This window comes from Rickettsia conorii str. Malish 7, assembly GCF_000007025.1.
GTDB lineage: Bacteria > Pseudomonadota > Alphaproteobacteria > Rickettsiales > Rickettsiaceae > Rickettsia > Rickettsia rickettsii.
The window spans coordinates 703,349-725,026 of sequence record NC_003103.1; the positions used below are offsets into that span (position 1 = coordinate 703,349).

A 21,678-nucleotide genomic window follows, 5' to 3' on the forward strand; every position below is an offset into this window, starting at 1 on the left:
GTCATCGATGTCATTCCTGCGGAAGCGGGAATGACATAAACGGAGCCGTGCAACAACGTAGCTTTTAGCTAGGAATGACATCGTAAATCTCCTCAAAAGCCTCTATAAAAGCCTCTATATCACTTACCGTATTAGTATGGCTTAAAGATATCCTAATCGAAGATTTTGCTTCTTCTTCCCCTAAACCCATATTGGTTAATACATGCGATTTAGATATTTTTCCCGATGAACAAGCAGAACCGGAACTTACGCAAATATTATGTAAATCAAACCCGATTAATTTCGCTTGTGCATCCGTATTTGGTATAGTAATTAAGGTAGTATTAGGCAATCTAGCTACGTTATTACTAACAATATTTACATTAGGATATTTTTTTAATTTTTTCTCTAAATTTTCTTGTAACTTTTTGATTTTTATATAATTTTCTGAGATATTATCTGTCCTCAATGCAGAAGCTAAACCAAATCCTGCAATTGCTAAAACATTTTCAGTGCCTGAGCGTACTGATTTTTCCTGCCCTCCTCCTATAATCATTGGAGTAACTTGAAAATTAGAGCTAGAAATTAAAGCAGCACCACCCTGCCCCCCTCCTATTTTATGCCCTGAAATTGTAGCAAAATCTAATCCTAATGCTTTGATATTTATTGGTATTCTGCCAAAACCTTGCACTAAATCGCTATGAAATTTTGCCTCATATTTTTTAGTTATTTTACCTATCTCAGCTATATCTTGTAAAACTCCGCTTTCATTATTAGCCATTATTATGGAAACTAGTTTTTTACTAGTATTACTTTGAGCTAACAACTCTTCTAAATGTTCTAAATCAACTAGCCCTTGCGTATTAACACTTATAACTTTAATATTTGGAGCGTAGTTTATATGGTTATAGATCGATAAATGTTCAATAGCTGAAATAAAAATATCGCCGTCATAAAAATTTTTCATTATTAAATTATTACCTTCAGTTCCTGATGAAGTAAAAGTAATATCATATTCTCTAGATGATAAGGTTATACCAAGAGCCGTCGCTATTTGTGCGCGTACCGTTTCTATGAGATTCTTAGCAAATCTACCTGAGCTATGTGCTGATGAAGGGTTAAGCTCCTTGTCCATTAAACTTATTATGAATTCCTTAACTCTAGGGTCGATAAAAGTAGTAGCATTATGGTCTAAATATATCATATATTTAAATTTGAGTTTAAAGCATCTTTAATTGAGATATTTTCAAAATAATCTCTAATATGCTTACCAAGACCTTGCCATAATTTATGCGAATTACATTTTATTGTATCAGGCACGCAAGTTTTAACTGACTTCTTATAGCAGGTAGTCATTATAAAATTTTCGTTAACGGCGTCCATAATATCGGAAATTTTTATTTCTTCTAGGTTACCGATTAAAATATACCCACCTTTCGATCCTCTAATAGCCTTAACTAGATCAGCTTTTTTAAGTTTAGAAAATATCTGCTCTAAATAGTTAAGCGATATATTTTGTTTTACGGACATTTCATTCAAAGTGACCGGTTCGGTACTTGATTTTGAAGCCATTTCAAGTATTGCCATTACGGCATATCTTCCTTTCGTCGTCAGCATCATATAACCAACCTATTAAAACTTAAAATTGTTTAATATCTACAATACCCAAGTAATTTAGTCAAGTATATAATTATATTATTTAATAAAAAATTAGCTTGTTAATATAAACTAAAATTTAATTGTGTAAAAACTAGTAGCAGTAGAAAAGAAGGAGAGAATATTATAAATAAGTGTTAATCCAACATTGCCTAGGGACGTTGTTGCATGGTGCAAAAAACACCTTCGATATCATTCCTAGCTAGAAGCGGGAATCCACAATTGCTTTGTCATCATCCCGTAAGCTTGTAGCGGGACCCAATTAAATATTAGTACTTTAAATTATTTTTATGGTCCCAGTGGTCAAGCGAACTAGGTGACATAATGGGTTTTACCAATCCACGCAACAATGCTGGAGTATGACATTTAGCTGGATGCTTGCTTTCGCAGGAATGACATTTAATTATAAATAGTTAATTTATTATCCACGCCCTCTGTTTGTTGTTCTATTTCTAGCTTTAGGTTTTGAAGAAGCAGCAATATTTTTTAAATTAGTTTGATAATTTTTAATTTTCTCTATTCTTTCCTCTCTTAGTTTTTCATAATGAGTTTTAGCATTTTTTCTGAAACCTACTTTGGTTTCCATATTTTTTACAAAATCAGTAACAAGTATTCGTAGATGCCCTTGAATATCGATTTGACAATTTTTATCTAAAGCACCGGGCATAGTTTCTTGTATTTTTTTACAGCACAGTACATATCTAAAGCTTCAGGTTGATAATGACTGCTATTATTACGAAGGTAATCAATTTTTCTCCTATCATTTATACCTATAACTCCTGCTGCTTCCGCAGGCTTTCCACTTAAAAATGAATCGTGAACAAGATTTTTAGTATTTGGCAAATATTGATTTTTATGAGTACCCATATAAATTGTTCCATCCTCTCCCATTACAAATGCTTGAACATTACTCATGCTTTTACTTTCTTTACCGCGAAAGTAGAAGCTACTTTACCGTTAGCATCAAGTAATCTTTGAGAGGAGGTATCATAGAATAATTGGTGATTTTTTTCTTCTGGTCCCATACGTAATATTTTAAATTTATGCCCATCCCATATTTGTTTACCTTGAGCTATTTCTTGAAGATGATGTTCTGCAAGTTTTGGATTTGGATGAACTACTTTAACTCTTACAGAATCTACTATTGCATCGTTTAATTTTCCTAACTCATGTTCCGGTATTAAAGCATGCTTAAATTTCTTTATTAATCTATTCCAATTATCTCTAGCTCTAGTTTTGGGATCTCTAAAAGGTGTATCAATATTTCTTCTGACATCTCCAACTAGATAAACCTTATTATCTTTTTGGACTAAGTTATCTTTGTATAAAGGCTCTCCTTCTTGATTTATAAGTGGACCTTTTCTTGCAATAGCAGCTAATTGACCATCCTTATAAAGAATAATTTTTTCATTACTTAGTCCAAACTTTGAATTAATTTGTATTTTACCCTGATGATTTAAATTACCAATACCGATACCATCAATATCTGCAATTTGAATATCTCTATTTTTATCAACAAATTTTCTAATTTTTTCAGAATTATTAATAAATTGACCGTTATCCTCTAATATTCCTTGTATATCGCCGATAGTATAAGTAAATTCTTCTTTGATTGTTTTTGTGTCCTTTATAAGACCTACTGCAGCGAAAATTTGTTGAAAGACATTTAGATTGCTCTTTACTTCAACATTTTTTACTCCAATAGCTTCTCGTTCATGAATTACCAATTGATCCGGCTTTAAGTAGCCGCCTTTATCATAAATATTAATTACTCTTCCTCTTATAAGGTCTACTTCTGTTACTTCTTTATCTTGTGAAAATGCCTTAACTTGCGGCTCTTCTGCAAACCATAATAGGCTGTTTTGTTAGTAAATTGAGGATTTAAAATCACATATTATATGATAATTGATTTTTCTTACATATAGTGCGATAGGTTCTTGTTAATTTGCCAAATAGCGACAAATACTAAACAAGTTGTAAACATTTGTAGTAGCTGTAATAATATGCTTAATTCCGGTATTAATATAATAATAACCGGTTGTAATATTATCGGGACTCCGCTTGAAAACATTACTAACCTTATAGAAGTTTGTATTGAAGTTTTAGTAGTAAGTAAATTAGCTAAGCTATATACTAACAAAACTATAATACTTCTCTCTAATAAGAATGTTACAAACCAAAATAATATAATAGCCGGCATACCGAAATAAATAAATAAATTTGGTGCATATAATAAATGATCGGCAAAATATTTTTTTATTATTTCAGGAGTTAAAATTACTTCATTTTGCTTGAATATCTCAGAATAGTTAATAGTACTTGGGAAATTTTTCTTAGTATTGGCTACAATTAAATTTATCTTCAGCTTATTCTCTTCAAGTACAAACGGTATTTTGCTTTTTTCTTTGTTAGAAACTTGATTTTTTGTATCAATGACGACTATTTTATTGTTATTCTTGCTATATAAATATATAGGCTCTACTTCTTCAACTGAAATGTTTGAATTATTATATTTAATTTCCGGTAATTGATTGATAATATATTCAATGTTGGCTGTAACTTTTGATGATTGTATTCCGTTAAAATAATCTTTTAAAGTTATTATGTAATTTAATATAAAAATACAATAAATTATTGATGGAATAAAAGATAAGGTAAATACATATCTTATTCCGTACCCTTGATAGTTTTTATATACATCTTTATAAAACTCTATAGAGCAAATTGATAAATGTAATTGACGGAGTAATGCATTTAATCCTCCTAATATAAATGATAATAAATACATGTATAAGTAATTTATTTAAGTTTTTCAACCTCTTCCTTCTTTAATCCGGTTGAGGTAGCTATTAAATCAGTTTTTACACCAGCTGTGATTAAATTTTTGGCTATATTAATTGTGATTTAAGTATTTTTTCTATTTCTATTATATCATTTTGACCGCGTTTGGTCAAAATGTAGAATAAAATTAACTCTATATAATCAATCCCTATATTAACCTCAGCAAATATAGGTAAAAGGTCTGCTATTTCTTACCATCTCTTTAACAAATCTCGTGTATGAATGTGCTTCATAAAACATTATAAAATTCCGGACCAAGTATTTTCTGTCAATTTTTCATCAGGAATTTCATGAACATTAATTAGCTGATAATCATTAATCCAAGTAGCTTTTACTAATGCACTATTTTCAAATAGTTCCCATAAATTTAAAGGAGCAGTATATTTTTGTATGCCATTATAAAACACTAAAGGATATATGAAAGGAAATTTTTTGTTTTTTAGTACTTTCTATGATATTCAGCAATATTTAACATATACCTAAATAACCGAAAAGCCATATAATAATATTAACCAATGTCTTAGAAGATAATTAAGGTGATCATAAGCTTTTTAAGCAAGTAGAAAATATGGCTTTGCAGCGTGACTCTCTTGTTGTACCGGTAAAACTACTTATTTCAGTAGAGGAAAATAATAAACGAATACAAAGGCCTGATAGAGTTTTGAGAGTTTTGTGTTATAAATCTTTGAGTATTGAAGGAAACGCAGAGTTAATTAATATAACGCATTCTCATTTGTTAGAAATAGATGTTAGTGATCTAACGGCAAGTGCTTTAGCAGAGAAGATTTTAGAGCATACAAATAATATTGAGTAAATGAATAATATTTTAGATTACAAATCATACTACGATTTAATTGAGAATCTGAAGCTAGAAATCAAGCAAATACGAATTCGTGCACATTTAAGCGTAAATAAAGAATTGATAAAACTATATTGAAATATTGGTTTTCAAATAATTAAACGTCAAAAGCTTGAGAAGTGGGGAGCAAAGTTATAGAAAATATTTCTTATATGAGGCAGTTTGCTGAAGAATATAACGATGAACAAATCCCCCAACAGTCTGTTGGAGAAATTCCCTGGGGATATCATATAGTCATTGTCTCAAAAGTTAAAAATCATACTGAAAGGCTTTGGTATGTATGCACACAAAACTATAGAAAACGGTTGGTCACGTAACGTACTAACCTTGCAAATTAAAAGCAATTTATGCGCAAGATCAGGAAAAAGTATAAATAATTTTGGACATACTTTACCGGCAATGCAGTCTGATTTAGCAAAATCAATTATAAAAAATCCTTATAATTTAGAATTTCTAGATATTAAAGAAAATATTTTAGAACGAGAACTAGAAAATAAGCTAATAGATAATATTAAGGATTTTTTATTAGAACTCGGTCAAGATTTTGTATTTATAGGTAATCCATACCTATAGAATTAGAAGGAGAGGATTATTACTTAGATTTAGTTTTTTATCATGTTAAACTTAAATGCTATGTTGTTATTGAGTTAAAAACGGGTAAATTTAAACTTAAATTAACCGAAGAATTTACCTACGAAATTAAAAAGCTATTTACCTAGTCCAAAAGATTTAGCTAGGTTAAAGAAACGAAGAGCAAAAGGATAATTATGAGTAGTGTAAATATTAGTTTAGCAACTCCTGATAATATTACAAATATTTTACCTTTGATGGCTCAACTTGGCTATCCTTCTAGTTCAGAAGAATTAATAGCACGTTTTAAGAATTTTATAAATCGTGAGGGGTATGATGTTGCTTTAGCTAGTTTAGATAATAAAATAGTTGGATTTATTGCTTGGTCTAAATCGCTGCTTTTCGCCTCAGATAAAACTAAAATTCATATTGAAGCTTTAGTTATTGATGAGAATTATCGGGGAAAACAAATAGGTAAAAAGCTTATGGAATATTTAGAAGAAATAGCAAAAAAATATAGCCTCGTAATCGTTGATCTTACTTCTGGTTATCGATGTGCTAAAGACAGTACGCATATATTTTATGAAGTGCTAGGTTATCATAATTCCGGAGAAATGGCTAAATTATATTTAAGAAAAGAGTTATGAAGAATGAATCTGTAAAGAATATACGTTTAACCACTGCAACCGTTGCTGATTACCCTCTAATCCAAAATATGGTACGGTTTTATATATATGATATATCGCGTTATTGTGGGTTTGAATCAGATGAATATGATTGGACATTGCCACGAGATAGTTTATATGAAGCTGATAATTACAAAAAATATTTTATAGAAACGGATAGGAAAGCCTATTGAATTAAATGAAATGACGAAATAGCAGGTTTTATATTGCTTAATAAGGTTGGAACGCATTATAAAATCGATTGGAATATGGGGGAATTTTTTATTATAGCAAGATTTCAAAATAAAGGAGTTGGTAGGCAAGTAGCTAAGCAAATTTGGCAAATGCATAAAAGATTATGGGAAGTTGCGGTTATTCCTGAAAATAAGCCGGCATTAAATGATTTCAAAGCATTCCCATATACTTCCTTACTCTCTTCCGAAAAATCTTTAAAATCCCATACTCCGTATATATATACACTTAAAACATTTATTATTCTAGAGTAATCATTAATTATTAATATTTTGGCGGAAAGTCATTAACGAATTTACCAAAGGTAATTTATCTTGAGGAAATTAAACTTGTTCAAATGAGTTATTATAAGACCGAAAGAGTTATTGTTGAATTTGGTGCCAATATATTATGAATATAAATTTTACTACAACCTAATCTCTGCTTTTGCTAAATCTTTTAAAGTGCGTGATCCGGTGCATAGCATGGTAATTTTAAGCTGCTCGATTATCAATTGTATCTCTTCGGAAAGCAAGCTTTCAGAAGTATCTGCCGCTTTTAAAAATTGACCGGCAAGTCCAAAAATATTAGCTCCTATACGAATTGCTTTTGCACCGTCAATGCCGGATTTGAACCCACCACTGGTAATAATCGGAATATCTTTTGAAACTTCCCGTACCATTTTTAGAGAATCTAAAGTCGGGATTCCCCAGTTAATAAAGCTACTAGCTATACGGTTTTGTAACGAATTTGTAGCACGATAAGCCTCTACTTGACTCCAAGATGTCCCACCGCTCCCTGCAATATCAAGAACCTTAACCCCTGCGTCAATAAGACTCTCAGCAACTTTTTTAGATAAACCGTATCCTACTTCCTTAACAATTACCGGAATAGAGAGGTAATTAACCACTTCTCTTATCTTAGGTAACAGCTTTTCCCAGTTTCTATTACCTTCCGGCTGAGTCAGTTCCTGTAACACGTTTAAGTGTAAAATTAAGGCATCGGCTTTAATAGCATCCACTAAATATTGACATTCTTTAGGTGTCACTCCGTAATTAAGCTGTACTGCACCGATATTGGCTAGTAAAGGGATATCGGGAGCTATATGCCTTACTGCAAATGTCTTGATTGTATCCGGTTCCGTTAACAAAACCCGCATAGAGCCAAGCCCCATAGCAATACCGGCTTTTTGAGCGACCTGTGCAAGTCTATAGTTAATATCTCTAGCTCTAGTCGTGCCTCCGGTCATACTAGAAATTAGGATAGGTGCTTGTAAAGATTTTCCGAGGAAAGTAGTAGTTGTATTTACGCTATCGTAGTTAATTTCCGGTAATGCATTGTGAATAAAGTGAATAGATTCAAAACCGCTTTTAAGTGTAGATTCAACGTTTTTCGTAAGATTAATTTCAATATGGTCTTGCTTTCTTTCTATATCTAAATTCTGATCTTTTAGCATTTTCTCACTAATTCTTTTTACACTTAATCTATATTAATATATCTAGGTTCTGTGAAGATTTCTAATTGATTTTTTATTTTGAAGTATTTTTTAGCGAAAATTAATAATATTTTTGAAGGAATAGTTATTCATATTTCAAAAAAACTTATAATTTGCAGCAAAAAAGAGTCATAATTATTATTATTCTATTAAATGTCCACAGAACCTAAGCATTAAAGAAATAATCAAGTGCTGCAAGTTTTGAAGGTAAGTTTATTAATGGGTCTGAACACTCAAAATCATAAGCATTGTAAAGGAGTACAGTCTGCTTCTATAATGTAAGCGTGTATATTTTTAGGCTCATTATTTTCTAGCTTATACCCTATAACATAGCTTGAGTATTTTTGTTCGATCAATTCTAAACTCCATTCTATATCCTTATCCCACCATAGTTTTATATTTGGCATTTCTAGCCATTTTAAAAAAAGCAAAAAATGAGAAGTAGAAAGTGGGGTAAAGCTTATGTTAATATATTGCTTATCATTAAATAACTTGTATTACCTTTAAAATGCCCCGCTTTGAGCTTTATATTCTCCGACCTGTTGTAATATACCAATTAATTTAATTTCTGATAATTGTGTAATTACTTTATGCATTTTATAGCCTCTTATTAATTCACTAAGTAAGTTAAAACTAATCTAAAAAGGAATTATGATAAGATTTGAATATTATCTAACTTTTTTTGAAAAGCAAAAAGTCCTTAGTTTATGATATGTTTACTGTGTGAAGTATTTATAAATTGAAATAGCAATAAGATATGGTGGAGCCAGGGGGAGTCGAACCCCCGACCTTTTGAATGCCATTCAAACACTCTACCAACTGAGCTATGACCCCAATATAGTCAATTGATTTGGACTCGCCTGCATCGTCATTCGTCGTTCTCCTATTAGTTAGGTTTAACTCCTCGCTTCTGGTGTGCAAATCCCACTGACTTGACTATAACAAATTAATTCTCTTATACTATAATAATAAAACTAAATCTATAAAATTTAATCTTTATTTTGCTAACAATGCCATAGCATCTCTGGAAGACATTATATTATCTACTAATCCAAATTTTTTTGCTTCTTCCGGTGACATGAAATTATCACGTTCCATACTTTTTTCGATATGTTTTAACTCTTGTTCAGTATGTTTACTATACAATTCGTTAAGTAACCTTTTGATTTTTAGGGTTTCTTGAGCGTGGATTTCTATATCGGTAGCTTGCCCTTTATAACCTCCTGATGGTTGATGGATCATAATACGACTGTGAGGTAAACTATAACGCATCCCCTTCTCACCCCCGCACAGTAAAAGTGAACCCATAGAACAAGCTTGACCTATGCATAATGTAGCCACTTTAGGTTTTATATATTGCATTGTGTCATAAATTGCAAGACCTGCGGTTACAACTCCTCCGGGGGAATTGATATACATATATATATCTTTTTTAGGATTTTCTGCTTCAAGAAACAATAATTGTGCAACAATTAAGTTTGCCATATGATCTTCAACAGTACTACATACAAAGATTATACGTTCTTTTAGCAATCTTGAATATATATCATAAGCACGTTCACCGCGTGATGTTGGTTCAATTACTATCGGTACATACGACATTAATATTTTCTCCTGAAATTGATTAATTAAATAGTTTTTCGTCATTACGAGGAGGTTATTTTAATAACCGACATGGCAATCTCATGAAGTAGCATAGAACTCCTGAGATTGCTTCGTTGAAACTTACAGTTTCTCCTCGCAATGACTTATAATAGATTATTACTTCTTATCTTCTAAAGCATTAGCAAGTATATCTCCCATATTGGTAGTATTATCACTAGAACCATATTCTTTGAGAGCTTTTTGACGTTCTGCTATTTTATGAGCTTTTACCGATAATAAAATTCTACCGGTTGATTTCTCGATAGAAACAACTTTTGCTTCTATTTCTTTGTCTATTTGAAACATTTCAGGCTTCTGCTCGTCTTTTTCATCCGATAGTTCAGTTCTTTTAATAAAACCTGCTACTTTATCGTTTAATAATACTTCGAGTCCCTCATCTTTAACTTCTGTTATAAGGGCTTTAACTATGGTGCCTTTTTTATATTCATCACTGATTTCTTGATATGGATTCGGCGACAATTGTTTTATACCTAAACTAACTTGTTCTTTTTCAATATTAATGGCTAGAACTTTGCATTCTATTTCGTCACCTTTTTTGTATGATTTTAATAGATCCGTTCCTTTATCTTCCCAGCTAATATCACCTTCATGAATCATGCCGTCCATATTATTACCGAGTGCAACAAAAATACCGAAATCCGTAATATTTCTAATCGGTGCTTTAATTATAGTACCGACAGGATTATTTTCAGCGAACTTTGTTAAAGGATTTTCTTGGCATTGTTTAATACTTAAAGAAACACGATGCTTTTCAGTATCGACCTCTAAAACTACGAATTCTACTTCTTGCCCTATAGTTAGCGTTTTTCTAGGATTTTGATTAGATTTTAACCAACTAATTTCGCTTGAATGAACAAGTCCCTCAAGCCCGTCTTTTAATTCTATAAATACGCCGTAATCAGCAAAATTTGTAACTTTACCGGTCATTTGTTTACCGACGGGGAATTCTTCTTTAATTGCTTCCCATGGGTTAGAATCAAGTTGTTTTATACCGAGTGATATTCTTTTGTTTTTTTCATCAAACTTAATAACCATTACTTTAACCTTTTGGTTAAAGTCTAACACTTCTGAAGGATGGTTAACTCTTCCCCAAGAAATATCGGTTAAATGTAATAAACCGTCAACACTTCCAAGATCGATAAACGCACCATAATCAGTAATATTTTTTACGGTTCCTTCTAATACCATACCTTCTTTAATTTTAGATAGCATCTCATCTCTAGCTTCGGAACGTGATTCTTCTAAAATAGCTCTTCTTGAAACTACTATATTACCAAGCTTTTTATCCATACTTAAAATTTTAAACGGTTGCTTGATATTCATTATAGAAGTAGGATCTTTAATAGGTCTAACGTCAACTTGGCTTCCCGGTAAGAATGCTACTACACCGGATAAATCGACGGTAAAGCCTCCTTTTACACGACCGAAAATCGTACCGTCGACAAATTCGCCCTTGGAACACATGATTTCTAGTTGTCCCCATAATTCTTCTTTAACTGCTTTTTCACGGCTCAATATTGTTCTGCCGTTACGTCCTTCAATTTTCTCGATGAAAACTTCAACTACGTCCCCAACTTCAGGTAAAGCTAAAAATTCAGACTTAGGTATTCTACCTTCATTTTTTAATCCAACGTCAACAATAATTATATCGTTTTTTATTTCGATTACTTGACCTTTAACTACCGTTTTTTCTTTTATATGACTTGTATCAACGGTTTCAAGCATTTTAGAGAAATCTTCCGCAAATTCGTGATTCATTGCTGCAAGTTGTGGAACAAATCGTTGTTTTAGTTTTATTGACATATTCTTCTCGTAGTATTAGCTAAAGTGCCTAGGCTAATAAAAATTTTTTGAAAGGTTAATAAAATTGGATGCTCTTGCATGGCTAGTATGTCATTCCCGCGTAGGTGGGAATCCAGTAACTAAAAGGTAAAAACACACTGAATTTTTAATATTAAAAGCTCAATTTCGCTTTTTCTGGATTCCCACCTACGCGGGAATGACATACTAGCCATGCAATAACGCCATACAATCGAATAAAATAACCTAGCACTTTTTCAAGTTATTTTATTCTTTATATAATTTGTTACTTCTTCTACGACTTCCATAGCCGAAAGCTTTGAAGTATCGATAATTAAAGCATCTGAAGCCGGTAATAACGGTGCAGCTTTTCGCTCTTTATCTCTTTTATCTCGCAAAATTATTTGCCGTAAAATCTCATCGAGTATACATGTTTTTCCTTTTGCTTGCAACTGCTTATATCGTCTTTCAGCCCTAATTTGAGGATTTGCGGTTATAAAAATCTTTAAATCGGCGTCAGGTGCAACAACGGTGCCTATATCCCTACCCTCCATAATCATTCTAGGTGTTGTTTTTACTAGACTAATCAGGTATTTGTTTAGATTATTTCTAATTTCACTTATTACAGCAATTTGCGATGCTATATTTCCTATATTCTCATTCTCTAAGTCAAAATTATTGTCGAGTTTTAATTCTTTAGATAAAGCAATTACCGCATCTATATCAGTGACATCTATTTTTTGACTAATACAGTCAAACGCAAGCTGCCTATAAACAATACTTGACTGAAAATATTTAAGAGAAAATTTCTTGGCCAGTATTAAACCGATAGTCCCTTTACCTGAAGCAGCAGGACCGTCAAGAGAAATAGTGAAATTTTGAGAAATATCAAAGGCTTTAGTTTTTAAATCCACCATAAAATTATAGACTAAATAATAAAATATTATAAATAATGGAAATAAAGCTTGAAATCTAGTACCTTAATGAATTTTTTAAAAAAACAAAGGTTAAAAACTACATATAGATTTAGTAGTACACCCTATGATGGGGTAATCAACAAATTAATTTTTTGATTTACAGCTTTAGCGTATTTTTTTGAAGGCTTAAGAAATTAGGAATATGATGTCCGCTTTCCATTCTTGCTATTTGTGCTTGAGAATTAGACATTTTTTAGCAACATCCGCCTGAGTCATATTAGATGCAAGACGAACCTTTATTAAAGTGCTTGCTATCTCAAATTCCATTTTTCGTTCTTCATAAGCTTTTTTTACTTCGGGGTTTGATAATAACTCTTTTTTAAATTCATCAAAGTTTTTCATTAAAACCTTCCTTTAATCTTAAGTTTTAGTTATTGAAATAGCTGTTTTAGGAGTTTTTTCTGTTTTTTTAATAAATGTATGCAATATAACTATTTTTTATCAATATAATCTTTTTAACATATAACTTGAACTAATCAATTGACACTTATCTTAATTGTAAATATTATAAGGTCCATAATGCAATAAAGCCAAAACTACATAAAGATTAAAAAAATTATCAGGGTGATTAGCTCAGTTGGTTAGAGCATTACGTTGACATCGTAAAGGTCGGTGGTTCGAGCCCACTATCACTCACCATTCTCCATTGTTCGGTATTGCTACAAAGGTATCAAACGGCGAACGCAGTATAAAGTAGAGGCTTTTCAGTGTTCAAAGAAGGTTAGAGAATATCAATTAGATAGGATAAAATTTATAAACCTTCGGTAGGGCAAATCTCCAAATGGTGACCGTTAATAAATACTTCAGCTTCTTTAGGGTTGGTCTCATAATCAAAATTTATTAATAACTCGTGTCTTGTGTTTTCATAAATTTTATCCGTTAATATACGTTTACCGGCGTTAATTTTTATTGCAACAGCATTCTCCTTCAAAAATTTAACTCCATTTATTCCATATGGATGATGTATTATTCCTTTCGCCATAGCTTTCTCAAACCGTGGCAGTAAAGAATCAACAGCTTTCTTTATTTTTTCATCAATAATACTATAACAATCTTGACCTTTATATTTACCTATATTAAGTAGCTGCAGTATTTTTAATATACCCTTTCTCTGGAATATTCCATGAAGTGATATAATGAGTAATTTTATGACTTAATATATGAAGCTGTTGTTTTTTTTTAAGCTGATAATACTGATGAATTTTTTTGCATCATATTGCTTAAATAATTGATCTAAATCCTCTGCGTCATTAACCTCTCCAAAATCATTTGTAAAAATTTCTTCTTGTTTTTCCTTACTTAATTGGTTTGCATATTCCTTAGCTTTATTTATGTCATTATTAAGTAAAGCAGCATTTATTCCAATTTCTAAAGTTTCTTCATTTTGAGGGGCATCTTCTAAAACTTTCTCTACATTTTGTAAAACGTTTTGAGAATTTTTAGAAACAAATTCTTTTGCATCTTCTGCCATTAGCGAGATGCTGGCAGCATTAAGGACTTCTGTTATTTCTTCTTTTTTTAATGTATTTGTGCATTATAAATTATAGAATTTGGATCAGGAAAAGCTGCTAAAGTAGATAAATTTAAACTTTTATAAATAGCAATATCGTTGTTAGGAATGTTATTTAATATATTACGTGCTATATCCAATTGTTTTGTATAAATGGCAACCGAAAGTACAAGTAACTCATCAGTAGGATTGACATCAGTTTTTTAAATTATTGTATTTAAATCCTTTGCTAAACGTATTTTTTGTGCAATTTTTCTCTCATCTCTCATCTGAAAGAGCATTATATTTAACAGTATATTTATAAAGCGCAAAACTTTGAACGTGGTAAGGTAATAAATTTTTAGAATTCATTGTCTCTAATTTTTCATTGGTGATATTATTTAAGTCTCGACCTAATTTTAGTAAAGCTTTAAGGCTACCTTTTTAGTAAATTTTCTATATTTTTTGAATCAGAGTGATAACCATAGATAGTCCATAAATTATATATGATTTCTTCCTCTTCAGATAACCTATCTATTGCACTATTATAATATTTTATAGCAAGTTCTAACTGACCAGTTTTATAATAAACCACCCCCTAAGTTATACTGACACCAACCTATATATCTTTGGCATTTACTTGATCATCTATAGTGATATTGCTAAGTGCTGCCGTAAGCAATTTTTTAGCTTCATCTAAGTGATTATTATTAATTAATATGGTAGAGAGCGTATATGTAATATTTTAATAATGCCTTATATGAGGCGTTAAATCTTTAATAATTTTATCTCCATACTCCATGATATAAACTGATTGACTAACTCAAATAAAGTATTGGTATAAGCTTTATGAATTTGAAATTCGTATTGGGAATATATTAAATTTAAATCTATATTTGCTTTTGACAATATATCTATAAATAATTTTTCTGCTACTTCCACATGGTTATTCATTATACTGCAATGTATAGCAGTGATCATCCCTTGAAGTTGAAGAAAAATATTTATAAAATTAATAGTTTTGGGTTCTTTATTTACAATATACTATAAGTTTTGGGGCTTATAAAAATGCTAATTTCTTTATTCGCTTTTAATGCAACATGATATGTGCTTAAGGCTTCTTTTCAGTACTTTATGTTCTTGAATATTTTTATATTCATAATTATCAAATAAAGTTTTTAGTGTATTAAGTTTTAGACTTGTTACTTGTGGAATACCCAATTTTGTTGTTGTTTTGCTATCTAAAGAGTTTAAAAGAGTTGTTGCTATTTCTGCACTAGCATCTATAGAACTTTTTACATTTTTTAATGGTTCTATTCATTCCCCCGTTACAATTAAAGCCTTTTGTGATTTAAACTCTATTATTTTATTGTATGACAATGCTATAGGATTAAATTTTGAGACTGCTGAAGATTTAGGATTTTTTATCATAATAAATACTTATTAATAAATATGCATGTATTATAAAGTAAACCCACTATTTTGTAAAGAAAATACTAACTTTTTAATTAAAGTTAATAACTTGAAGCATTTCTATTGGTATTTCACCCCTACTATTTTAACTCTTAATAAACACCAATTCGTTATCGGATGAGTGTTTAGTACTAAATGCATAACCTAAATATGAGAAATTCTTAAGTAGCTCAGGTGAGTCAATTAGGTTGTTAGCAATAACCTTGACCATCGCCCCTCGAGCTTTTTTAGCATTTATACCGATTCTTGATAATTTACCGTTCCTATTTTCTTTAAAATGAACGTTAACTAATTGATATTTAAGTTTATTTGGGTTTATTACAGATGAATATTCTTGTGATGCTAGGTTGAGTAAATATTTATTTTCCTGTTTAGCAAGAATTTTATTAATATAATTAGTGACTTCATCTTGCCAAAAGTTTGTTAAATTTATTTCATTTAATTTTGTTGCCATTTCTAATCTATACGGCTTAATAGTATCTAGCGGTTTTAAGACTCCGTAAAGTCCTGATATAATAAGCAAATGTGATTGCAAGAAATTTAATGCATGATTAGTTAATTTTTCTATATGTATATTATTAAAAACATCTCCTGCATAAGTAAAAATAGCCGCTTTACTCTCTTGATTATCAAAATCCTTAAATCTTTCTTTATTTATAAGTGCAAGTTTTGCACTTATATTCATTATTTTCGATAATTGATTCTCAGAATAGCTTTGGAGTGTAGAAAGTAGTTTATTAGTTAACGTAAGGAACATTGGAATTGTCAGCTCTGTCTTGGGAGCTAACTTCTCGAAATTTAGAGTTTTAGCAGAAGAAATAATAGCAAGCATTTCTATCTAGCCGGAGTACTCGGAAGAGATGAAGTAGTACTAGCGATATTTCTGTTAGTACTATCGATTGTTTGCATGATTGCATAGCTTGGATCACCGTCAAGCTCTACTACTTCTTTGGGTTTCGTAGTTTTTGGACCGGTACAGCCAATTAAAGCTATAGAAGCAAATAAAATTATTAAATACCTTATCATAAATACCCTGTTTTAATTTTACACTTAAGATAGCTGCCTATTATTATAATGTCAAGTGAGAGGAAAATTTTATTACCCTACCCTATAACCTTTCAGTAATAGTCTAAAGATTCTTCATAATATTTTAAATCTAATTCTGCATAATTTAAATTAGGTTCATCTTTGCTTCTTTCTATTTCGGGTTCAGGTTCAGGTTTAAGCTTATCATAATTTTTTCTAGTTTTTAAATAATATTCTAAAGTTGCTTCATATTCCCATCTAGGTAGAGGGTGATTATCAGATTCTTTTTCTCAATATATCATTATTGATGATGTTTTTTCCTTTAAAGATTCATTACATAATTCTTCAACAATAGGATAATATTCTTTCTTATTCAGATACTAAAGGCATGATTGTTGGTGTACTATCATTTAAGTAATTATATAATGCTTCAAAAAAAGAATCATATTTCCCATTCCCTATAATATCGTGATACATAAAAGAGTCTATATTAAGTGCTTGAATAATCAGCTTCCCATCTATCGATAATATTTTTGTGAAGAGTTCTAAATCTTTAGTATGAAGAGCCATGGAAATTTATTCCTTAAATAAATTTTTAGGCATTCTGTAATAAACCGTATTATAGAATTTTTCGCTTTCAGGAAATTTGCGTTTGCGGATAGAGAAATTACCGAAATTTCTGATTTCGATACGCTTTTGTTTTTTAAGAGATTCGTTTAAATAATCTAAAATTAAATCTACTGAATCTTTAACATCTTCTTTAGAAAGACAATTCAGCTTATCATGTATTTTATCTATTAAATAATTCTTAGTAATCATTATTAAAAAATTGCCTTGATTCCGTTAAAACTATTTTTAAAAAAACTAGGTGCTATACTATCAAAATCTTCAAGTATTATGTCCATTAATTTTGGTTTTGGTTTTAATTGATAATCTTTAACTAGTAGATTAACATTAATTTTCTGAACTTCCTGTAACCATTTTAATGCAGTATCTTCTGAGCCTATAGCATCCACAAGCTTTAACTTTAAAGCCTGACGACCTGAATATACTCGTCCGTCTGCGAGCTTTTTTACTTCTTCTATAGGAAGATTACGCCTCTCTGAAACAAGTTCAAGGAAGAAATTATAAGTATCTTCTATATTGTCCATAATGGCTACCCGCACTGCTTCCGTCAGTTTTTCGGTAGGATTTGGGACAGCTTTTAATTCACCCGATTTGAAATTATTAAACTTAATCCCCAATTTTTGAGCAAGCTCCGTTACCTCGGCTGTTTGTAGTATTACACCGATTGAACCCGTAATAGTTCCGTTATGGCTGATAATATAATCACCTCCAAGAGAGATTAAATAACCACCGCTTGCAGCCATTGTTCCCATAACTATCACTACCGGCTTTTTTGCGGATATTTTACGCAGAATATTATAAATTTTTTCAGCGCCGACTACCGTACCGCCGGGAGAATTTACGTTAACTATTAACGCTTTAATATGAGAATCATCGATTATTTTTTTGAGTTTTTTGTCACGCTTTTCGTCTTCAAGAATTATTTCGTCTATTAATACGGAAGCTATATAGTCTTCATTACTATTAATAGGTAACACCTCTTTTGGAGCAAAATCTTTACCGACTAGTAAGAATACGATCGCAATTAAAATAATAGCTGCTAGCTTCCAAATTAACAAACGAGATTTTATTTGTCTTCTTTCAATTAAATAATCAGGTGTTATACTCATGATCTTATATACTTTTTTAGAATACTAAATGCAGACCTATACTGTGACAGGCGTGAGGAGCGAAGCCTATAATATAATAACGACGCACAACGAAGCACAATATAGGTATTAATTGACTATAGACCGTTCTTAGGACGTTCAGGACTCTTCATCATCTCAAAAAACTCACCGTTAGTTTTAGTATTTTCAAGTTTTTTGAGTAAAAATTCTATTGCTTCACTGCTACCCATTGGATCGATAATACGACGAAGAACCCACATTTTATTTAATATTATTTTATCTACTAATAAATCTTCTTTTCTAGTTCCTGATCTAGTTATATCAATAGCCGGATAAATACGCTTATCGGCAATCTTACGATCTAGAACTATCTCGGAATTACCTGTACCTTTAAACTCCTCAAAAATTACCTCATCCATACGAGAACCGGTTTCAATTAAAGCCGTACCGATTATAGTAAGCGAACCGCCGTTTTCAATATTTCTTGCTGCTCCGAAAAATCTTTTAGGTCTCTGAAGAGCATTAGCATCAACACCGCCCGTTAATACTTTACCTGATGACGGCACTACGGTATTATAAGCACGAGCTAAACGTGTTATCGCATCTACTAAAATTACCACATCTTTTTTATGTTCTACTAAACGCTTTGCTTTTTTGATAACCATTTCTGCAAGCTGCACGTGCCTACTTGCTGGTTCATCGAAAGTAGAGCTAACAACCTCCCCACGCACGGAACGTTGCATATCGGTTACTTCTTCAGGTCTTTCGTCTATTAACAGTACTATTAAAAATACTTCCGGATTATTAGTTGTAATTGCATGTGCTATATTTTGTAATAATACGGTTTTACCTGTACGAGGCGGTGCTACTATTAATGCACGTTGTCCTTTACCCATAGGGGCAACAAGTTCAATAACCCGTGTACTAAAATCCTTACTATCTTTACTATTATTTTCAAGTTCTAATCCTAATTTTTCATCAGGATATAAGGGGGTTAAATTATCAAAATGAACACGATGATAAGCTTTAGAAGGGTCTTCAAAATTTACTCTATTGACTTTCAGTAAAGCAAAATAACGTTCTCCGGCTTTTGGAGCTCTGATCTGACCTTCTACAGTATCACCGGTACGCAGACCAAAGCGACGAATCTGACTAGGAGAAATATAAATATCATCAGGGCCTGCTAAGTAGTTTACTTCCGGCGAACGTAAAAAACCAAATCCGTCAGGTAGTACTTCAAGTACCCCCTCTCCCACTATTAAAACTCCCTGTTCTACGGATTTTTTCAAAATTGCAAAAACTAATTCTTGTTTAAGTAATGAATTAATATTTTCAATTTTTAATTCTTCTGCTTGAGCTTGTAGTTCCTCTGGTAATTTACGTTTTAATTGTTTTAAATTAATAATATTACCGTTTTCTGCAAAATTATTATAATTGTTATTGGATTCGGTATTGTTAAGTTCTGCTGTGGATTCTTTATTAGTTGTGTTCATTATTTTATTATTAATAGATTATAATTGAAAAGTTGAGTTAGCAATCAAGTTTAAAGGTAAGTAATATACTTATTTAAGTTAGGAATCAAATTAGATTTTTAGAAAGTTTTATTTATTCTTGCGGTTTAAAGAATTATTTATCTTGTTAGCTTATAAGAGCTGGCTATGTATGTAAAAGCATACTAACAACGTTAATAGCACATTGTCAACCCAAATCGTCATTGCGAGCAGGTAATCGGTAAATGGTCATTGCGAGAAAATTACAAAGCAATCTTGGGAGTTTATTATTATTGCATGAGATTGCTGCACAGCTTACGGCTGCGTAGCTCATGACGACCCTGGTAACCTCTTCTCGCAATGACGGATGAATCAATCCACGTAACTCTAGCAATCCTTTGATTTTAACAATAACACATTTGTATTAAGTAATGGCATGCATACGTTTTTAACTTCATTTAATAAGGCCTCATTGCGTATTTCTTGGTTTAATTCGTTGCGTACCGCATCAAATATTTCTCTTAAACTTTTCTCTTCTACCATATATTTAAAAATATATTTAGTGCTTCTAAATATCGACATTGAGATATTAACATTATTTAATATCCCATTATTAATAGTAAAATTAATAGCATTATTTACTGCTGAAGGATTAGATTCCAAATGCTCATAAATTTGTTTAGCAAAATTGGCAATATTATGGAAGTACGGTATATTATCAAGGTCATCAAGAGAGGCTACACTATCTTTTTGATTTGACACGTAAAATGCATGTTTAGTAATATTACCGGTAAGTATTTCGGAAATTGCTTCTCTAGTTACTTTATCCATCTTTTTAACTTTTTGTAGAAGTGAAAAATCTTTTATATAATTTTCCGGTCTTAATAAAATTTTCTCTAAAGGATCAAGATAATCAACAAAATTTAAGCTTGCTTTTTCTACGAATTCATATAACTCAGGAACGGAATAGGCTCTATCCTGTTTGTTCAGGAACATATCATAAACTCCGACGTCACCAAAATTTTGGTAATCTGAAAATAACTCCCAACCTCTTTTATACCAGTTAGTAGCAGGCAAATTATCTAGAATTAGCTTCCCGTTCATTACTTCTTCGATACGGCTTTTAGTATCTTTATTTATCATTTTCATTAAATCCTGAATTTGATAAACACCGGTACGTCCGTATTTAGCATATACCATTAAACCCATACCGCCGGTCGGCTTTAAAGAATCTTTTAGATTTTTTAAACCTTCATCAGGATTTGCTAAATGATGAAGCACGCCGGTACAATTTATATAATCGAATTTTCCAAGTTTTAGATTAGGTATATTTAATATTGAATCATTAATCCATTTAATATTTTTAAGACCTCGTACTTCTGCACGTTTTTGTGCTACTTCCATGCTAGGCTTGCTGAAATCTAGATATATTATTTCGGCATTTTTATCTTTTAACTGCTCGGCAAGATAAATAGTCGAATCACCGGTGCCGCCGCCTGCTATTAAGCATCTAAAATTATTATTAAAATTTTCTTTTCCTTGATATAGAAAATGGTTTAATTCTCCTAAGAACTCACCGCATGTTGCAAGTAAATATTCTTTTTCTTGATTTGGGTCTCTGAAAGGATAAGGATAATCTTGATAATGCTCTTGTACTTCTGCTAAGTCTTTAGAAATTGTAGTATTTTTTGTTTTCTTTACATTTCTCATAAATTATTATTTTTTA

The 21,678-nt window shown here is 31.2% G+C and carries 31 protein-coding genes, 2 tRNA genes and 1 pseudogene; 8 read left to right on the forward strand and 26 right to left on the reverse strand.

Going from position 1 to position 21,678, the window contains the following annotated elements; translation table 11 throughout:
* Positions 1-64: 64 nt before the first annotated feature.
* The 7 genes from RC_RS03700 to RC_RS10285 all read right to left on the reverse strand — a co-directional run bounded on the left by RC_RS03700 (position 65) and on the right by RC_RS10285 (position 4,883).
* Positions 65-1,183 carry a cysteine desulfurase family protein gene (locus RC_RS03700; protein WP_010977350.1) on the reverse strand — a complete coding sequence of 373 codons (1,119 nt, stop codon included), beginning with the start codon at positions 1,181-1,183 and terminating at the stop codon, positions 65-67.
* Positions 1,180-1,599, reverse strand: a complete 420-nt coding sequence (locus RC_RS03705) for a Fe-S cluster assembly transcription factor (protein WP_010977351.1) — start codon at positions 1,597-1,599, stop codon at positions 1,180-1,182. Before RC_RS03705 ends, RC_RS03700 begins: the two co-directional genes overlap by 4 nt.
* Before the next feature lie 457 nt (positions 1,600-2,056).
* Complete coding sequence (locus tag RC_RS03710; RefSeq protein ID WP_004998335.1) at positions 2,057-2,302, reverse strand: hypothetical protein; 246 nt, start codon at positions 2,300-2,302, stop codon at positions 2,057-2,059.
* Complete coding sequence (locus RC_RS03715) at positions 2,287-2,550, reverse strand: hypothetical protein (RefSeq protein WP_010977352.1); 264 nt, start codon at positions 2,548-2,550, stop codon at positions 2,287-2,289. Before RC_RS03715 ends, RC_RS03710 begins: the two co-directional genes overlap by 16 nt.
* Positions 2,547-3,362 carry a hypothetical protein gene (locus RC_RS03720; protein WP_010977353.1) on the reverse strand — a complete coding sequence of 272 codons (816 nt, stop codon included), beginning with the start codon at positions 3,360-3,362 and terminating at the stop codon, positions 2,547-2,549. The genes RC_RS03715 and RC_RS03720 overlap by 4 nt, the downstream gene beginning before the upstream one ends.
* A gap of 188 nt (positions 3,363-3,550) precedes the next feature.
* Entirely contained in the window at positions 3,551-4,423 is an 873-nt protein-coding gene (locus RC_RS03725) for a DUF1189 family protein (RefSeq protein WP_010977354.1), read from the reverse strand.
* 292 nt (positions 4,424-4,715) lie between these two features.
* The gene (locus RC_RS10285; protein WP_010977355.1) at positions 4,716-4,883 is read right to left on the reverse strand and encodes an Rpn family recombination-promoting nuclease/putative transposase; all 168 of its coding nucleotides are present in this window, start codon (positions 4,881-4,883) and stop codon (positions 4,716-4,718) included.
* Between the two features lie 161 nt (positions 4,884-5,044).
* Between RC_RS10285 and RC_RS03735 the strand changes: the two genes are divergently transcribed.
* The 6 genes and pseudogenes from RC_RS03735 (at position 5,045) to RC_RS10295 (ending at position 7,076) form a co-directional block, all read left to right on the forward strand.
* Complete coding sequence (locus tag RC_RS03735) at positions 5,045-5,290, forward strand: hypothetical protein (RefSeq protein ID WP_010977356.1); 246 nt, start codon at positions 5,045-5,047, stop codon at positions 5,288-5,290.
* Between the two features lie 197 nt (positions 5,291-5,487).
* The gene (locus RC_RS07635; RefSeq protein WP_071597801.1) at positions 5,488-5,652 is read left to right on the forward strand and encodes a DUF1016 N-terminal domain-containing protein; all 165 of its coding nucleotides are present in this window, start codon (positions 5,488-5,490) and stop codon (positions 5,650-5,652) included.
* An 82-nt stretch (positions 5,653-5,734) separates the two neighbouring features.
* Positions 5,735-6,054: pseudogene (locus RC_RS10290) on the forward strand (PDDEXK nuclease domain-containing protein).
* A 48-nt stretch (positions 6,055-6,102) separates the two neighbouring features.
* A complete protein-coding gene (locus RC_RS03745) occupies positions 6,103-6,552 on the forward strand; it encodes a GNAT family N-acetyltransferase (protein ID WP_010977359.1) in 450 nt (149 codons plus the stop codon).
* A complete protein-coding gene (locus RC_RS03750; protein ID WP_010977360.1) occupies positions 6,549-6,764 on the forward strand; it encodes a hypothetical protein in 216 nt (71 codons plus the stop codon). The genes RC_RS03745 and RC_RS03750 overlap by 4 nt, the downstream gene beginning before the upstream one ends.
* A 33-nt stretch (positions 6,765-6,797) precedes the next feature.
* Positions 6,798-7,076, forward strand: a complete 279-nt coding sequence (locus tag RC_RS10295; protein WP_010977361.1) for a GNAT family N-acetyltransferase — start codon at positions 6,798-6,800, stop codon at positions 7,074-7,076.
* A 152-nt stretch (positions 7,077-7,228) separates the two neighbouring features.
* Here RC_RS10295 and fni read toward each other — a convergent pair whose 3' ends face one another.
* The 7 genes from fni to RC_RS10300 form a co-directional block, all read right to left on the reverse strand.
* Complete coding sequence (fni, locus tag RC_RS03760) at positions 7,229-8,257, reverse strand: type 2 isopentenyl-diphosphate Delta-isomerase (protein ID WP_010977362.1); 1,029 nt, start codon at positions 8,255-8,257, stop codon at positions 7,229-7,231.
* A 278-nt stretch (positions 8,258-8,535) separates the two neighbouring features.
* Positions 8,536-8,703, reverse strand: a complete 168-nt coding sequence (locus RC_RS09905; protein WP_016830812.1) for a hypothetical protein — start codon at positions 8,701-8,703, stop codon at positions 8,536-8,538.
* 351 nt (positions 8,704-9,054) lie between these two features.
* Positions 9,055-9,130, reverse strand: a tRNA-Ala gene (locus RC_RS03770).
* A gap of 162 nt (positions 9,131-9,292) precedes the next feature.
* The gene (gene clpP, locus RC_RS03775; RefSeq protein ID WP_004998361.1) at positions 9,293-9,898 is read right to left on the reverse strand and encodes an ATP-dependent Clp endopeptidase proteolytic subunit ClpP; all 606 of its coding nucleotides are present in this window, start codon (positions 9,896-9,898) and stop codon (positions 9,293-9,295) included.
* Between the two features lie 159 nt (positions 9,899-10,057).
* Positions 10,058-11,764: a 30S ribosomal protein S1 gene (locus RC_RS03780; RefSeq protein WP_010977365.1), complete on the reverse strand. Its 1,707-nt coding sequence runs from the start codon at positions 11,762-11,764 to the stop codon at positions 10,058-10,060.
* A 254-nt stretch (positions 11,765-12,018) separates the two neighbouring features.
* On the reverse strand, positions 12,019-12,678 hold the full coding sequence (gene cmk, locus RC_RS03785) for a (d)CMP kinase (RefSeq protein ID WP_010977366.1): 660 nt from the start codon (positions 12,676-12,678) through the stop codon (positions 12,019-12,021).
* A gap of 225 nt (positions 12,679-12,903) precedes the next feature.
* On the reverse strand, positions 12,904-13,080 hold the full coding sequence (locus tag RC_RS10300; protein ID WP_010977367.1) for a hypothetical protein: 177 nt from the start codon (positions 13,078-13,080) through the stop codon (positions 12,904-12,906).
* 220 nt (positions 13,081-13,300) lie between these two features.
* Here RC_RS10300 and RC_RS03790 point away from each other — a divergent pair.
* Positions 13,301-13,377, forward strand: a tRNA-Val gene (locus RC_RS03790).
* Between the two features lie 112 nt (positions 13,378-13,489).
* Here RC_RS03790 and RC_RS09085 read toward each other — a convergent pair.
* From RC_RS09085 to RC_RS03805, 5 genes are all read right to left on the reverse strand, one after another.
* Positions 13,490-13,669, reverse strand: coding sequence for a hypothetical protein (locus RC_RS09085; RefSeq protein ID WP_228368866.1), 180 nt, complete (start codon positions 13,667-13,669; stop codon positions 13,490-13,492).
* Positions 13,670-13,891: 222 nt separating this feature from the next.
* Positions 13,892-14,209, reverse strand: coding sequence for a hypothetical protein (locus RC_RS03800; protein WP_010977369.1), 318 nt, complete (start codon positions 14,207-14,209; stop codon positions 13,892-13,894).
* A 47-nt stretch (positions 14,210-14,256) separates the two neighbouring features.
* On the reverse strand, positions 14,257-14,388 hold the full coding sequence (locus tag RC_RS10810) for a hypothetical protein (protein ID WP_016830817.1): 132 nt from the start codon (positions 14,386-14,388) through the stop codon (positions 14,257-14,259).
* A 275-nt stretch (positions 14,389-14,663) separates the two neighbouring features.
* Entirely contained in the window at positions 14,664-14,822 is a 159-nt protein-coding gene (locus tag RC_RS09435; RefSeq protein WP_010977370.1) for a hypothetical protein, read from the reverse strand.
* A gap of 173 nt (positions 14,823-14,995) precedes the next feature.
* On the reverse strand, positions 14,996-15,208 hold the full coding sequence (locus RC_RS03805; RefSeq protein WP_010977371.1) for a hypothetical protein: 213 nt from the start codon (positions 15,206-15,208) through the stop codon (positions 14,996-14,998).
* A gap of 253 nt (positions 15,209-15,461) precedes the next feature.
* Here RC_RS03805 and RC_RS03810 point away from each other — a divergent pair, with 253 nt between their 5' ends.
* A complete protein-coding gene (locus RC_RS03810) occupies positions 15,462-15,674 on the forward strand; it encodes a hypothetical protein (protein ID WP_016830819.1) in 213 nt (70 codons plus the stop codon).
* Between the two features lie 111 nt (positions 15,675-15,785).
* Here the strand turns inward: RC_RS03810 and RC_RS03815 are convergent, their stop codons facing one another.
* The 7 genes from RC_RS03815 to RC_RS03845 form a co-directional block, all read right to left on the reverse strand.
* Positions 15,786-16,532 (reverse strand): YaaA family protein, encoded by a 747-nt coding sequence (locus tag RC_RS03815; RefSeq protein WP_010977372.1) that lies wholly within the window; start codon positions 16,530-16,532, stop codon positions 15,786-15,788.
* A gap of 2 nt (positions 16,533-16,534) precedes the next feature.
* Positions 16,535-16,726, reverse strand: coding sequence for a hypothetical protein (locus RC_RS03820; protein WP_004998377.1), 192 nt, complete (start codon positions 16,724-16,726; stop codon positions 16,535-16,537).
* Between the two features lie 369 nt (positions 16,727-17,095).
* On the reverse strand, positions 17,096-17,296 hold the full coding sequence (locus RC_RS03825; protein ID WP_010977373.1) for a hypothetical protein: 201 nt from the start codon (positions 17,294-17,296) through the stop codon (positions 17,096-17,098).
* A gap of 6 nt (positions 17,297-17,302) precedes the next feature.
* Positions 17,303-17,545, reverse strand: a complete 243-nt coding sequence (locus RC_RS03830) for an HU family DNA-binding protein (RefSeq protein ID WP_010977374.1) — start codon at positions 17,543-17,545, stop codon at positions 17,303-17,305.
* Between the two features lie 2 nt (positions 17,546-17,547).
* Positions 17,548-18,462 carry a signal peptide peptidase SppA gene (sppA, locus tag RC_RS03835; RefSeq protein WP_010977375.1) on the reverse strand — a complete coding sequence of 305 codons (915 nt, stop codon included), beginning with the start codon at positions 18,460-18,462 and terminating at the stop codon, positions 17,548-17,550.
* Positions 18,463-18,578: 116 nt separating this feature from the next.
* On the reverse strand, positions 18,579-19,955 hold the full coding sequence (rho, locus tag RC_RS03840; protein ID WP_004998383.1) for a transcription termination factor Rho: 1,377 nt from the start codon (positions 19,953-19,955) through the stop codon (positions 18,579-18,581).
* A 384-nt stretch (positions 19,956-20,339) separates the two neighbouring features.
* Positions 20,340-21,662 carry a class I SAM-dependent methyltransferase gene (locus RC_RS03845; protein WP_010977376.1) on the reverse strand — a complete coding sequence of 441 codons (1,323 nt, stop codon included), beginning with the start codon at positions 21,660-21,662 and terminating at the stop codon, positions 20,340-20,342.
* Positions 21,663-21,678 lie beyond the last annotated feature (16 nt).

Coding starts and splice junctions, on each gene's coding strand:
- RC_RS03700 (WP_010977350.1), bottom strand. CDS start 1,183: ATGATATATTTAGACCATAATGCTACTACTTTTATCGACCCTAGAGTT.
- RC_RS03705 (WP_010977351.1), bottom strand. CDS start 1,599: ATGATGCTGACGACGAAAGGAAGATATGCCGTAATGGCAATACTTGAA.
- RC_RS03710 (WP_004998335.1), bottom strand. CDS start 2,302: ATGCCCGGTGCTTTAGATAAAAATTGTCAAATCGATATTCAAGGGCAT.
- RC_RS03715 (WP_010977352.1), bottom strand. CDS start 2,550: ATGAGTAATGTTCAAGCATTTGTAATGGGAGAGGATGGAACAATTTAT.
- RC_RS03725 (WP_010977354.1), bottom strand. CDS start 4,423: ATGTATTTATTATCATTTATATTAGGAGGATTAAATGCATTACTCCGT.
- RC_RS03735 (WP_010977356.1), top strand. CDS start 5,045: ATGGCTTTGCAGCGTGACTCTCTTGTTGTACCGGTAAAACTACTTATT.
- RC_RS07635 (WP_071597801.1), top strand. CDS start 5,488: ATGAGGCAGTTTGCTGAAGAATATAACGATGAACAAATCCCCCAACAG.
- RC_RS03745 (WP_010977359.1), top strand. CDS start 6,103: ATGAGTAGTGTAAATATTAGTTTAGCAACTCCTGATAATATTACAAAT.
- RC_RS03750 (WP_010977360.1), top strand. CDS start 6,549: ATGAAGAATGAATCTGTAAAGAATATACGTTTAACCACTGCAACCGTT.
- fni (WP_010977362.1), bottom strand. CDS start 8,257: ATGCTAAAAGATCAGAATTTAGATATAGAAAGAAAGCAAGACCATATT.
- RC_RS09905 (WP_016830812.1), bottom strand. CDS start 8,703: ATGCCAAATATAAAACTATGGTGGGATAAGGATATAGAATGGAGTTTA.
- clpP (WP_004998361.1), bottom strand. CDS start 9,898: ATGTCGTATGTACCGATAGTAATTGAACCAACATCACGCGGTGAACGT.
- RC_RS03780 (WP_010977365.1), bottom strand. CDS start 11,764: ATGTCAATAAAACTAAAACAACGATTTGTTCCACAACTTGCAGCAATG.
- cmk (WP_010977366.1), bottom strand. CDS start 12,678: ATGGTGGATTTAAAAACTAAAGCCTTTGATATTTCTCAAAATTTCACT.
- RC_RS10300 (WP_010977367.1), bottom strand. CDS start 13,080: ATGAAAAACTTTGATGAATTTAAAAAAGAGTTATTATCAAACCCCGAA.
- RC_RS03800 (WP_010977369.1), bottom strand. CDS start 14,209: ATGGCAGAAGATGCAAAAGAATTTGTTTCTAAAAATTCTCAAAACGTT.
- RC_RS03805 (WP_010977371.1), bottom strand. CDS start 15,208: ATGATCACTGCTATACATTGCAGTATAATGAATAACCATGTGGAAGTA.
- RC_RS03815 (WP_010977372.1), bottom strand. CDS start 16,532: ATGCTTGCTATTATTTCTTCTGCTAAAACTCTAAATTTCGAGAAGTTA.
- RC_RS03820 (WP_004998377.1), bottom strand. CDS start 16,726: ATGATAAGGTATTTAATAATTTTATTTGCTTCTATAGCTTTAATTGGC.
- RC_RS03825 (WP_010977373.1), bottom strand. CDS start 17,296: ATGGCTCTTCATACTAAAGATTTAGAACTCTTCACAAAAATATTATCG.
- RC_RS03830 (WP_010977374.1), bottom strand. CDS start 17,545: ATGATTACTAAGAATTATTTAATAGATAAAATACATGATAAGCTGAAT.
- sppA (WP_010977375.1), bottom strand. CDS start 18,462: ATGAGTATAACACCTGATTATTTAATTGAAAGAAGACAAATAAAATCT.
- rho (WP_004998383.1), bottom strand. CDS start 19,955: ATGAACACAACTAATAAAGAATCCACAGCAGAACTTAACAATACCGAA.
- RC_RS03845 (WP_010977376.1), bottom strand. CDS start 21,662: ATGAGAAATGTAAAGAAAACAAAAAATACTACAATTTCTAAAGACTTA.